This window comes from Kineococcus rugosus, from assembly GCF_050871975.1.
In the GTDB taxonomy this organism is placed as follows: Bacteria; Actinomycetota; Actinomycetes; order Actinomycetales; family Kineococcaceae; genus Kineococcus.
Genome location: NZ_JBJLSJ010000050.1, coordinates 15,712 through 27,805 on the forward strand (window position 1 = coordinate 15,712; position 12,094 = coordinate 27,805).

General features: G+C 73.1%; 12 protein-coding genes. 7 read left to right on the forward strand and 5 right to left on the reverse strand.

Annotation, left to right across the window (positions count from 1 at the left end; translation table 11 throughout):
• Positions 1 to 171 precede the first annotated feature (171 nt).
• The 5 genes from ACRYM6_RS21220 to ACRYM6_RS21240 all read left to right on the forward strand — a co-directional run bounded on the left by ACRYM6_RS21220 (position 172) and on the right by ACRYM6_RS21240 (position 5,053).
• Positions 172 to 1,119 carry a glycosyltransferase family 2 protein gene (locus tag ACRYM6_RS21220; RefSeq protein WP_432544876.1) on the forward strand — a complete coding sequence of 316 codons (948 nt, stop codon included), beginning with the start codon at positions 172 to 174 and terminating at the stop codon, positions 1,117 to 1,119.
• Positions 1,120 to 1,141: 22 nt separating this feature from the next.
• The gene (locus ACRYM6_RS21225; protein ID WP_432544877.1) at positions 1,142 to 2,014 is read left to right on the forward strand and encodes a WecB/TagA/CpsF family glycosyltransferase; all 873 of its coding nucleotides are present in this window, start codon (positions 1,142 to 1,144) and stop codon (positions 2,012 to 2,014) included.
• On the forward strand, positions 2,011 to 2,964 hold the full coding sequence (locus ACRYM6_RS21230; protein ID WP_432544878.1) for a glycosyltransferase family 2 protein: 954 nt from the start codon (positions 2,011 to 2,013) through the stop codon (positions 2,962 to 2,964). The genes ACRYM6_RS21225 and ACRYM6_RS21230 overlap by 4 nt, the downstream gene beginning before the upstream one ends.
• A 17-nt stretch (positions 2,965 to 2,981) precedes the next feature.
• Positions 2,982 to 3,896 carry a glycosyltransferase gene (locus ACRYM6_RS21235; RefSeq protein WP_432544879.1) on the forward strand — a complete coding sequence of 305 codons (915 nt, stop codon included), beginning with the start codon at positions 2,982 to 2,984 and terminating at the stop codon, positions 3,894 to 3,896.
• 74 nt (positions 3,897 to 3,970) lie between these two features.
• Positions 3,971 to 5,053 carry a glycosyltransferase gene (locus ACRYM6_RS21240; protein WP_432544880.1) on the forward strand — a complete coding sequence of 361 codons (1,083 nt, stop codon included), beginning with the start codon at positions 3,971 to 3,973 and terminating at the stop codon, positions 5,051 to 5,053.
• 37 nt (positions 5,054 to 5,090) lie between these two features.
• Here ACRYM6_RS21240 and ACRYM6_RS21245 read toward each other — a convergent pair whose 3' ends face one another.
• Positions 5,091 to 6,386, reverse strand: a complete 1,296-nt coding sequence (locus ACRYM6_RS21245) for a glycosyltransferase family 4 protein (RefSeq protein ID WP_432544881.1) — start codon at positions 6,384 to 6,386, stop codon at positions 5,091 to 5,093.
• A 124-nt stretch (positions 6,387 to 6,510) separates the two neighbouring features.
• Here ACRYM6_RS21245 and ACRYM6_RS21250 point away from each other — a divergent pair, with 124 nt between their 5' ends.
• Both ACRYM6_RS21250 and ACRYM6_RS21255 read left to right on the forward strand, forming a co-directional pair.
• Complete coding sequence (locus ACRYM6_RS21250) at positions 6,511 to 7,398, forward strand: glycosyltransferase family 2 protein (RefSeq protein ID WP_432544882.1); 888 nt, start codon at positions 6,511 to 6,513, stop codon at positions 7,396 to 7,398.
• The gene (locus tag ACRYM6_RS21255) at positions 7,385 to 8,287 is read left to right on the forward strand and encodes a glycosyltransferase (RefSeq protein ID WP_432544883.1); all 903 of its coding nucleotides are present in this window, start codon (positions 7,385 to 7,387) and stop codon (positions 8,285 to 8,287) included. The genes ACRYM6_RS21250 and ACRYM6_RS21255 overlap by 14 nt, the downstream gene beginning before the upstream one ends.
• 4 nt (positions 8,288 to 8,291) lie before the next feature.
• Here ACRYM6_RS21255 and ACRYM6_RS21260 read toward each other — a convergent pair whose 3' ends face one another.
• The 4 genes from ACRYM6_RS21260 to ACRYM6_RS21275 all read right to left on the reverse strand — a co-directional run.
• A complete protein-coding gene (locus tag ACRYM6_RS21260) occupies positions 8,292 to 8,816 on the reverse strand; it encodes an acyltransferase (RefSeq protein ID WP_432544884.1) in 525 nt (174 codons plus the stop codon).
• A gap of 225 nt (positions 8,817 to 9,041) precedes the next feature.
• Complete coding sequence (locus ACRYM6_RS21265) at positions 9,042 to 10,358, reverse strand: O-antigen ligase family protein (protein WP_432544885.1); 1,317 nt, start codon at positions 10,356 to 10,358, stop codon at positions 9,042 to 9,044.
• An 11-nt stretch (positions 10,359 to 10,369) separates the two neighbouring features.
• Positions 10,370 to 11,314, reverse strand: coding sequence for a YveK family protein (locus ACRYM6_RS21270; protein ID WP_432544886.1), 945 nt, complete (start codon positions 11,312 to 11,314; stop codon positions 10,370 to 10,372).
• 216 nt (positions 11,315 to 11,530) lie between these two features.
• Positions 11,531 to 12,094, reverse strand: a 564-nt coding sequence (locus ACRYM6_RS21275) for an NPCBM/NEW2 domain-containing protein (protein WP_432544887.1), incomplete at its 5' end; no start/stop codon positions are given.

Here is a 12,094-nt window from a genome sequence, read left to right on the forward strand (position 1 = left end):
CCGTGGCGGGTGTGACGTCCGTCGCAGCGGGGGCCGGTGATCGCGCCTTGCGCTCTTCCGGTGAAGCCTGGCTACTATGCGCACGGCTGAGTAACCAGAAGTGACGGTTCTGGGCCGTTCGAGCCGCAGATCCGAGCAATCGATGGCAGCAGTCGACCGAGAGGAGGGCGCGTGAGCACCAGCACCGAGCCGACGGCCCACCCCGTCGGGAACGGTCCCGCGCCGGCCGCCGGCACCCCCACGCTCTCGGTGGTGGTCCCCGCCCACGACGAGGCCGGCGTCCTGCGCCGCACCCTGGGCGCCCTGGCCGCCGCGGCCGGCCCCGAGACCCTCGAGGTCGTCGTCGTGGCCAACGGGTGCACCGACGACACCGCCGACGTGGCCCGCGCCGCCGGGGCCCGCGTCGTCGAGCTCGGCCAGGCCTCCAAGGCCGCCGCCCTGCGCGCCGGGGACGAGGCCGCGACGGTCTTCCCCCGCGTCTACCTCGACGCCGACATCGTGCTCACGCCCGGCACCCTCGGGCACCTGGCCGAACGGCTGCGCCGGGGCGACGTGCACGCCGCCTCCCCGCGGATCCGCTTCGACCTGCGCGGCTCCACGTGGCCCGTGCGCTCCTTCTACCGGGCCTACGCCGAACTGCCCTACGTCCGCTCCGGACTGGTCGGGCTCGGCGTCTACGGGCTCTCCGCCGCCGGGCGCTCCCGGTTCGAGCGGTTCCCCGACCTCACCAGCGACGACCTCTTCGTGCAGCGGCTGTTCGCCGGGCACGAGCGCGGCACCAGCGACGGCGAGTTCGTCGTGGCCGCGCCCAGGGACCTGCGCAACCTGCTGAAGGTGCGCACGAGGACCGCCTCGGGCAACGCGGAACTCAGCAGGACCGACCACGGCGCCGGGGGGCGCCCGGCCACCTCCGAGGAGGGGGCCGGCGAGAACGCCACCGGGGGGACGTCCTTCGAGAGGTCGACGTCGGGGACGACGAGCGCCCTCGCGAAGCTCGCAGTCACCCGCCCGCGACTGCTCCCGTCCGCCGCCGTCTACGCCGCCGTCACCATCGCGTCCCGGGTCTCCGCTCGTCGCAGGCAGAACACCGCCTGGCAGCGGGACACCTCCACCCGCTGACCGGTTCCCTGGGAGATCACACATGGTTCTCTTCTCCAGTCCTTCGCGAACCCTGGCGTCGCTGCGCTCCGTCACCGCCCTCGACCTGACCGTGGTCGACGAGGTCGGGCTCAGCCGGCCCGACCAGCACCAGCAGGTGACCGTCGACGACGTCACCTTCGACGCGCTGCGCGAGACCGAGGTCGTCGAGCACGTCATGGTCGCCCTGGAGGAGGGCCGCGGGGGGAACCTCATCACCCCCAACGTGGACATCCTGCGCCAGCTGCGCCGGCCCCAGCTGCGCGAACTGGCCGAGCAGGCCGAGCTCGTCGTCCCCGACGGCATGCCCATCGTGTGGGCCAGCCGGCTCCAGGGCGAGGAACTGCCCGAGCGGGTCACCGGCTCCTCGCTGATCTGGTCGCTGTCCGAGGCGGCCGCCCGGTCCGACCGGTCGCTGTACCTGCTCGGTGGCGCGGAGGGGATCGCCGAGCGTGCAGCGGACCGGTTGACCGAGGAGTACGACGGTCTGGAGGTCGCGGGCTGGCACTGCCCGCCCTTCGGCTTCGAGAAGCGCCCCGAGACCCTCGAGGAGACCGTCAGCGCGGTCGTCGAGGCGAAACCCGACATCGTGTTCGTGGCGCTGGGGTTCCCCAAGCAGGAACGCCTCATGCAGCTCCTGCGCGAGCACCTGCCGAACACCTGGTTCGTCGGGTGCGGGGGCACCCTGACCATGGTGGCGGGGGAGATCTCCCGGGCCCCGCTGTGGATCCAGCGCAGCGGCCTGGAGTGGGTGCACCGGCTGGCCATGGAACCGCGCCGGATGGCCAAGCGGTACCTCGTGCACGACCTGCCGTACGCGGCGGGGTTGTTCGCGCGGGCCGCCGCGCGGCGTTCCGCGACCAGGCGAGCGGCGTGAGCGCCGGCCCGCAGATCGAGCACCGCGAAGAGGCGGACCGGACCGGTTCCAATGAGGTGTGGCCGCACGTCACGGTGATCGTCCCCGTCCACGGCGACCGCGGTGAGCTGCGGAGGACGACCCTGGCCCTGGCGGGTCAGGACTACCCTGGCGTTCTGGACGTCGTCGTCGTGGACAACGGCGACAACACGGACCTGGAGGGCAGCGCCGCCGTGCTGCCTTCGGTGCAGCTCCTCTCCGAAGCCCGTCCCGGGTCCTACGCGGCCCGCAACGCCGCGCTCGCCGCGGCCGGCGGCGAGGTGCTGGCCTTCACCGACGGCGACTGCCTTCCTGACCCGGGCTGGTTGCGGGCCGGGGTCGGGGCCCTGCTCAGCACCCCGGAACCCTGCTTCGTCGGGGGTGCGGTGCACCTGTTCGCGCAGGACCCCGAGCGCCCGTCGCTGGCCGAGATGTGGGACAGCCTCAACTTCCTGCGCCAGGAAGCGTACGTCCGGGAACAGGGCTGGGCCGCCACCGCCAACATGATGACGCTCCGCTCGACCTTCGACCGGGTGGGCCCGTTCGAGGACCGGCTCCGCAGCGGCGGGGACCGGGAGTGGGGTGAGCGCGCATCCCGGCAGGGTGTGCGCGCCGTGTACTGCCCCGCGGCGGTCGTGCGCCACCCCGCCCGGGCGCGTATGGCCGAACTGCACACCAAGGCGCGACGCGTGTCCCGCGGCGACGTGGAGACCCGCCGCCGTCAGGGGATGCCCATGTTCGACCCCGGCGTGGTGCGGGCCAGCCTGAACCCCAGCCCCCGTTCCACGGTCCGCCGCTCGGCGGACCTGTCCCACCCCAGCCCGGGCAACCGCGCGCGCTACGTCGCGGTCGCCCTGTGGATGCGCTACTACACGTTCGGCTCGAAGCTCGCGTACGTCGTGCGCACCCGCGGGACGAGCCGGCAGCCGTGAGGACGGAGGAGACTGCAGTGAGCACGACCCTGGACACCGTCCCGCAACCGGTTTCGGAGGCACCAGCCCCACCGGACGTCTCGGTCGTCATCCCCGCCCTCAACGCGGCACGCACCCTCGGCGTGCAGCTGGACGCGCTCGCGGCCCAGCGCACGTCCCGGACCTTCGAGGTCTTGGTCGCCGACAACGGTTCCACCGACGGCACGCGTGAGCTCGTCGAGGGCTACCGCGACCGGCTGCCGGGGGTGCGGTGGATCGACGCCAGCGCCCGCACCGGTTCCAACGTCGCGCGCAACACCGGCGTCGCCGCCGCCCGCTCCGAACTCGTGCTGCTGTGCGACGCCGACGACGAGGTCGACTCGCAGTGGGTGGAGTCGATGGCCTCGGCGCTGGAGGGTGCCGACGGCGTCGGGGGCCGCCTGGACCGGGTCAAGCTCAACGGCGCCTACATCCAGGCGTGGGGAACTCCGCACGGGCACAACGGGGTCGCCACCCAGCTGGGTTTCCTGCCTCGCCCCATCGGGGCGAACGCCGGTCTGCGCAAGTCGGTGTGGGAGCAACTGGGCGGTTTCGACGAGAGCTACGTCCGGGGCGGTACCGAGACGGAGTTCTTCTGGCGTCTGCAGCTGCGCGGTTTCTCCCTCGTCGAGGCCGAGGACTCCCTCGTCCACTACCGCATGCGTTCCAGCTTCAAGGCGGGTGTGCGGCAGATGTACATCTGGGGACGCCAGGCCCCGATGCTGTACCGCGACTTCCGCGCCGACGGCATGGAGTGGGACGCGCGGGAGTCGCTGCGCCGCCTGCGCTGGCTCGTCACCACCGCCCCGACCGCGTACCGCAGCAAGGAGATCCGCTACCAGCTGGCGCGGGAGGCGGCCTACCGCGCCGGGCGCGTGGTCGGCAGCGTCACCTTCCGGGTGGTGTACCTCTGAGCGCAGGGGCGGACCGGACGGTCGGCGACGTCGCCGTCTACCGGCGCCAGTTCCTCAACCGGTCCGAGACGTTCGTGCGCGACCACCTGTTGTCGCTGCAGCGGTGGCGTCCCACTGCGCTGACCTCCTGGCGGCAGGAGGACCCGCTGGAGGTCCCCGGTGTGCCCGTGGTCGAGGCGCGTGAGCACCCGCTGGTCGCCCGCGTGCGGGACCGACTACCCGGGCGGCTCGTCCCCGAACCCCTGGAACGCCAGGAGAACCAGCTGCGTTCCGCCCTGCGCCGGCTGCGACCCGACGTCCTGCACGCCCACTTCGGCACCGACGCGGCGGTGGTCGCCCGGGCTGCGCGTGACCTGGGCATCCCGCTGGTCGTCACCTGGCACGGCTACGACGCGACCCTCTACGACGAGGCCCTCGAGAAGTCCCCCGCCGGCCGTCTGCTGCTGGCCCGCCGCTCCGAGCTGCTGGCCGGCTCGGCCACCATCGCGGTGAGCGGGTTCATCGCCGCCGAGCTCGCGCGCAGGGGAGCCGATGCGGCGTCGACCACCGTCATCCCCTGCGGCGTGGACACTGAGCGCGTCGTCTGGACGCCGCCGCCGGCCGACGGCGGACTGCTGTTCGTGGGGCGGCTGGTGGAGAAGAAGGGTCTCGGAGACCTCCTCGGGGCCTTGGCTGGCCTGGCCGCCCCGCCACCGCTCACCGTCATCGGCGACGGCCCGCTGCGGGGCCCGCTGGAGGAACGGGCCCGGCGGTCCGGGGCTGACGTGCGGTTCCTCGGGGTGCGCACCAGCGAGGAGGTGCGGATGGCCATGCGCGAGGCTCAGGCCGTGGTCATCCCCTCCCGCCGGGCTGCCAACGGTGACTGCGAGGGCCTGCCGGTCGTGAGCCTGGAGGCCGCGGCCTCGGGGCGCCCGGTGGTCGCCTACGCGCACTCCGGGCTGGTCGAGTCCGTCCTGGACGGTTCCACCGGATTGCTGGCGCAGGAGGGGGACGTCGCCGGGCTCGCCGGTGCCCTCGAGAAGCTGACCGCGGACGCCGACCTGCGGGCGGGGTTCGGACTCGCTGCCCGTGAGCTCGCCGTGCGCTCCTTCGACATCCGGGTCACGACCGCACGCATCGAGGCGGTCTACGACCGGGCAAGGGCGGCACGGGCCTGACGCCCGGACCAGTCCCCGGGCCCTCCCGGGACCCGCCTCAGATTCGCACGACCTCACGCAACCGCTGGACGTTCAGCTCGGCCCCGAACTCGGCCCGGACGCGCTCGCGCCCGGCGCGTCCCCACCGCGCCCGTTCCCCGGCGGGTGCGGCCGCGACCGCTCGCAGGGCCTCGGCCAGGCGGTCCGCCCGTCCCGGCGGCACCAGCCGGCCCGAGACGCCGTCCTCGACGAGTTCGGGGATCCCGGCGATGGGACTGGTCACCACCGGCAGGCCGGTGGCCATCGCCTCCATGAGGACGACGGGAACCCCTTCGGCGAAGCTGGGCAGGCAGAACACGTCGGCCCACGCGTACAGCTCGGGCAGGTCCTCGTTGCCCACGGGCCCGACGAGTTCCACGACGTCCGCGGTGCCCTGTTGCCCGGTCCGGGTCGCCAGGTCGTCCGCGAGGGGGCCGGCGCCCACCACCCGCACCCGCACGTCGAGGGGGTCCGGTCCCGTGCGCAGCGCCGCCACGGCGTCCAGCAGTACCGAAGGCCCCTTCTCGGGCACGAGGCGGCCGACGAACAGCACCCGCAGTGGGCCGGCGGGACGTGCGGCCCGCTCGGGCGATCGGTCGGCGAAGCGGTCCGCGTCCACCGCCATCCGCACCAGACCCAGCTTGGGCCAGTGCTCAGGCGCGGTGTGACGCATCAGCTGCCCACGGCAGAAGTCGCTGATGCACGCGACGGCGTCCGCTGAACGGACCTTCGCGGGTAGGTCGAAGGCGTCGACCGCCTCGAACTCGGTGGGCCCGTGCATCGACATCGTCCAGCGCCAGCCGCTGTCCGGGCCGTCCTGCGCGCGGCCCATGGCGACCACGAGACGGGCCACGTCGGCGCCGTTGTTGGCGAAGTGCACGTGCAGGTGGCGCAGGCCGAGGCGGCGCATCCGCTCCAGCAGCACGGCGGCCTCGGCGAGGTAGAACCCCTGCCACACCCGCCCGCGCACGTTCCCGGGGCCGGAGCGGGCGGCCAGCCGGGCCCCGGCGGCCACTGCCCGCGGGTGCCGCAGCGATGCAGCCCCCGTCCCCAGCAGTTCCAGGGCGTGAGCACGGTCGAGCAGGACGCTCGTGGTCCCCGCCTCACGGCGGCTGCGCGCGGAGCGGTGCTGCGCCTCGCTGGTCGGGCGCACCGAGAACGTGTGTACCCGGACCCCCCGTGCGCGCAGCGCCTCCACTTCGTTCTCGATGAACGCGTGCGACAGCGTGGGGTACTCGCTGACGAGGTAGGCGACGGCAGGAGCGTCGTCGGGGAGATCGTCGGGATGGGGCGTCGGTCCCACGGGCGAGGCCATGGGCGCACCCTAATGGGCGACTGCCGCGACCGAGCGCGCCTCTTCCGTCACGGCGGGTCGCGCTACCATGCGGCGACTCGTGCTCGTGACCCGACTGCCCAGACCTCAAGAGGAGCAGCCAGACGTGGAGTCCCCGCTCGTCAGCGTCATCGTCCGCACCCGCAACTCCGCTGCGACGCTCCCGGCGACGCTGGATTCCCTGCGCTCCCAGACCCGTCCCGTGGAGGTCGTGGTCGTCGACTCCGGTTCCACGGACGACACCCTGCGCATCGCGACCGCGCGCGCCGACCGGGTGGTGCGGATCAGCCCCGAGGACTTCTCCTACGGCGGTGCGCTCAACACGGGCGCCCGGGTGGCCACCGCCCCTTTCCACGGGGCGTTGTCCAGCCACACGGTCCTGCCCCGCCCGGACTGGGTCGAGATCGCCTGCGGCCACCTCGAGGGGGGCGCCGTCGCTGCGTGCGGCGGGGCGTCCGACGGGGACAACGTCCCCCTGGCCGGTCCCCTGCGGGTCGACGCCGGGTACCTGGCCCGCCACCGCTACTGGGGGTTCACGAACACCGCGAGCATGTGGCGCGCCGAGGTCCGCGCCGCCCACCCGTTCGACGAGTCGCTGGTGGCCTCGGAGGACCAGGAGTGGTCGTGGCGGGCGGTCGCCGAGGGTGGGTACCTCGTCGTGGACCCGCGCCTGACGGTCAGCGGAAGCCACCGCCGTCGTGCCGGGGCCCGGGCCTACCACCACCGGATGGTCCGTGAGATCCGTGCCCTGGAGCACGTGCGGCCGCTGGCTCCCTACCCGCTCCCGCGCGCGGTCGCGGACTGGGTGCGCCCGGTTCCGGCGGACCCCTTCGTCTCGCCGACGCGCCGCTTCGGGCGCACGCGTCTGCTCGACATCGTCGCCCGCTGGGAGGCGGGCCGTCAGCAGCGCCGCGGCCGGGTCCCGCAGCCGCGCCTGGTCCCGCGCGCCATCTCCAGCCGTGAGCAGGAGGGGGACGTCCGTGCCGACGCGTGAGGACGGGACGCCCCGGCTGCGGACTGCGGCGGTGCTGCCGGTGCGCGGGCACGCTGCGCTGCTCGACGGGGCCCTGGCGGCGCTGGCCGCGCAGACGACTCCCGTCGACGAGGTCGTCGTCGTCGACGACTCGCCCACCCCGGTCCTGCGGCTCGACGGGGCCGTGCGCGTCGTCCACAGCGGGGGCGCGGGTCCTTACGCCGCGCGCAACCTGGGGGTGGCGGCGACCGGGGCCGACGTCGTGCTGTTCCTCGACGCCCGCAGCCGCCCGCGCCCGGACTGGGTGCGGCGCACGCTGGAACGGTTCGACGACGAGCAGGTGGGCATCGTCGGGTCGGACACCGTCGTCCTCGGGGGCACCTCCCTGGCCGAGCGCGCCAGCGAGGTGCAGCAGTTCAGCCGCCTCGACAAGTACGTGGCGAAGCCCTTCTTCCTCCCGTACCTGCCGACCTGCAACCTCGCCGTCCGCCGTACCGACTTCGACGCGGTGGAGGGGTTCTCCACCGTTCGCAGCGGTGGTGACGCCGACCTGTGCTGGCGCCTGCAGGTGGCGACCGGCCACCGCCTGGACGTGGTGCCCGACGTGCTCATGGAGTGGGTCCCGCGTGACGAGGCGCGTCAGTTGCTGGAGCAGAATTACCGCTACGGCAAGAGCCACCACGCCCTGCGGTGCGACTGGTCGAGGCGGGGTCTCGACGTCGTGCCGCCGTTGCCGGCGTGGCGGCTGGCGGCGCGCACCGGCAAAGCGCTGCTGCGCTTCGGCGTGGCGCTGCCCCGCGGGCGCGGCGCGCAGGCTGAGCGATTCGTTGCGCTGGCCGGGGCCTGCTTCGACTGGGGCTACTGGAACGCGCACCGCCGCAGCCGGGGCGGATCGCTGAGCGCCCGCTGACGCGTCATCCGCGTCCTCGCTCCGCAACGTCGGCGCGAGCTCGCAGGGTGTCGGTGTGGACCTCGGTCGCGTCCAGCACGGGGGGCGGCACGGACGCCTGGACCGCCTCCGGCAGCTGGTCCCCGATCCGCCGTTCCTTCACGATGCGAGCCGGGTTCCCGGCGACCACGGTCCACGGCGGGACGTCGGAGACGACGACCGACCCGGCGCCGACGATGCTGCCGGTGCCGATCCGGCGTCCCGGCAGGATGATGCACCCGGCGCCGATCCACACGTCGTCCTCGATGACGATGGGGCGGTCCTCGCGGAACCCCTGCTGGTTCATGGGGACGTCGACGCGGCGCGTGTCGTGGGCGGAGGCCAGCAGGACGCACCGGGGTCCCATCATGACGTCGGCCCCGATGTGCACGGGGCCGATGACGAGCGCGTCCATGCCGATGTCGGAGCGGTGCCCGACGCGGACGCCCTTGCCGGAGCCGAACCAGGCGCCGTGCTCGATGTTGACGTCCTCGCCGCACGCTTCCAGCATCCAACGGGCGCTCAGTGCCCGCGCCTGCCGGGCCAGGGTGCCGCCGGGGCGCGGTGACCAGGGCAAGTGCCGGCTGACCCCGAGGTAGGCGGCGGCGGCCGTGAGGCGCTGCGCGCGACGGAGGACAGTGCTCCCCGTCGCGCGGTGTGCTCGTTCCGATGGTGCTGCGCCGCGGTCCACACCGGCTCCCATCCTCGTCGACGGCTACTGCGCGACTGTGCGCTGTTACTGCTCGGATACTCTGGATGATGAAACGTACGGGATCAGAGCTATTCCGGCCAGCAACCAGGTCAACGTGTTCGGCAGCGGGTAGGAGACAGGGCTCAACATGAGCGTCACCGCCCACACGGCGGTCATCCCCGTGGAGACCGCACGCCACCCGACGAGCTCGGGGTCGGCGTAGCGCCGTTGCAGGACGGCCCGGAAGGGGCCCAGCAGGACACAGCCCACGAACAGGGCCGCCCCCGGGATCCCGAGTTCCGCGGCCCGCCCCAGCACGACGTTGTGCACCTCGATCTCGACGTTCGTGATCCCGTAGGTGTCCGCCTGTCGGACCCAGTCGCTGGACACATCGAGGAACTTCACCCAGCCGACGCCGGTGAGGGGTTCCTGCTCGACGATCCGCAGTGCCGCCTCATTGGTGTTGTAGCGGTCGTAGAGCGAGCGGGACGTACCGGCCCGTTCCGTGACACTCTCCTGCAACCCGGGTACGACGGCCAGCGCCGCGACGACGACCACGGCCCCGCCGGCCAGGGCCACGGGGATGTAGCGGCGCAGGGCGGGGGTGAGGGCCATCGCGACGATCGAGCCCAGGAGCAGGCCGACCCACACCGAGCGGGTCAGGGACATGAGGACCCCGCCGGCGCTGAGGACGACGACCGCGACGCTCAGTGCGCGCCAGGCACCGCGGAAGCGTGAGACCGCCAGCGCGGCGGCGAAGAAGCACGCCGCGCAGGCCATGCCCATCGCCTCGGAAGCGGCGAAGGGGCCGCGAGCGCGGCCGAACTGGATGCCGACGCCGGGATCCCCGATGTAGCTGGGGAACACCAGGGACCACAGCTTCAGCGTCTCCAGCACGGCCGTGACGCCCAGGTAGAGGCCCAGCAGCACCAGGGTCTTCAGCAGCAGGGTGCGGTGGGCGGCCCGGGCGAAGATGACCGGTGCGAGGCAGAACATCACGAACGGGACGAGCAGGCGGTCCAGCAGGGCGAAGAGGCCGTAGCTGTTCAGCAGGGTCCCGTGCCCGGCGGCGGAGATCGTCGCCAGCGCCAGCAACCCCACCATCGCCACGTGGACGGGGCGCAGCAGCAGGCGGCGCTGCTTCCAGGCCCAGGGGTCCAGGGCGAGCAGGACGACCCCGCCGGCGAAGGACACGCGGTCCAGGCCCAGCGGCACGCCGAGCCGGTCCCAGTGGCTGGAGAAGATGTTGAACACGATCGTCGCCAGGAAGCACCAGACGTACGCGGGGGTCGAGGTCAAGGTCGACGGGCCGGCGTCCGATGCGGTCGTGGTGCCGTCGACCGGCACCGGCGGGGCGCTCACGTGCGGCCGCCTCACACCCGGTGCGAGGAGCTGACCGGGGACGACCGGAGCGACGCCGGGACGTCCGGGTCGGTCTCCCGGTCGACCGGGCCCGTGGTCTCCGACACCGTTCCCGCGGTCCCACCGCGAGAACGGCGACGCCGTTCCATGGCGGTCGCCAGGAGCAGCGCGAGGAGGCCGCCGAGGCCCGCCCCGGCGAGACCGTTGCGCTGCACGGTGCTGGAGAAGTCGGTCCGCGAGATCTGGGCGGCGCGCACGATGCTCAGCCCCCCCACGGCCGAGGTGCTGCTGGTGGCGTTGCGGTACTGAGCCGACAGGGCCTCCTGCCGCACTTCCAGGACGTCCAGCTGGGTGGCCTGCTGCGCCACGGCGGCCTGTGCGGCCGCCACGTCCGCGGGGTTCGGGTTTCGCCCGGCCTGCAGCGCGGCCAGGGCGGAGTTCGCGGCGAGGACGGCCTGCTGGGCCACCTGCACCTGGCTGCTCAGCTCGGTGTAGCGCTGGAGCAGGTCATCGGGGTTGGTGTAGGTGGCGTTCACCTGGTCGACGAGCTGCTGGGCGACCGTCTGCGCGCCCTGCGTGGCGGCGGCCCGGTCCATCGCGTCGACTTCGACCATGATCACGCTGGAGCCGGCGATGGGGGAGGCCGAGATGCGCTGGACGGAGTCGACCTCCTCCCCGAGGACGGGAGCCAAGTCGTTCTGCGCCTGCCGGTCGTTGACGTAGCGGGAGACGTCCGAGGCGAGCTGTTGTGAGGCGTTGGTGTACCCGGCGACGATGCGTGCGTCCAGGCTCTGGCTGCCGACGGCGACGCGGGCTTCACCCGTGTACGTCGTCGGGGTCAGGTACGCCGTTCCCGCGCCGGCACCGGCGCCCACCACGACCAGCAGTGCGGCCAGTTTCCAGCGCCTGGCGAGGGCGGTGAGCGGGCTCACGGGGGTGTCGGTCACCTGGGCCACGGATGCTGCTCCATCTGATCGGCGGGCTCGCTTCGGGTAGTCGGACCGAGGCAGAGAGTACCCACAACGCGCCGAAGGACCTTTGTTCGTCATGAAATTCTCACCGCCAGGTGACGTTGAGTGACGAAGTCATGGTCCGGGGAGATCAACAGCGACCGAGAGTGAGAACGCGGCGGTACCGGTGGACACCGGTACCGCCGCATCGGACTCGCCTGGTCAGGACAGGAAGGCGTCCGCCCAGTCCGCGTGGTCGCCTGTGCCGCCGTCCCCGGCGTTCGTCACGACCAGGCGGATCTCCGTGGCCCCGCTGATGTCGACGCTCATGGCCGCGGCCGACTGGCCCCCGCGCAGGACGCCGCTGTCGGCGAGCTTGGTGCTGCCGTTCCAGACCTGGAAGACGACCGAGCCGCTGGCGCCCACCTCGGAGTCCACCCCGACCTCGGCGGTGAAGGTGCTGAAGCCCGTCACCGGCACGACGACCTCGGAGGCGGCGTGCACACCGAGACCGGTGCTGTAGCTGCGGCCGGCGATCTTCAAGGTGCGGCCGTCGCCGGCCTTGAGCTCGCCGTTGCTGCGGTTGCGCTCCACCGGGCCCCAGCCGTTGCGCACCGTCCGGAACGCCGTCGACGAGACCGCCACGGGAACCACCTCGCTGGGTGCGGTGGTGGGTGCGGTGGTGGGTGCGGTGGTGGGTGCGGTGGTGGGTGCGGTGGTGGGTGCGGTGGTGGGTGCGGTGGTGGGTGCGGTGGTGGGTGCGGTGGTGGGTGCGGTGGTGGGTGC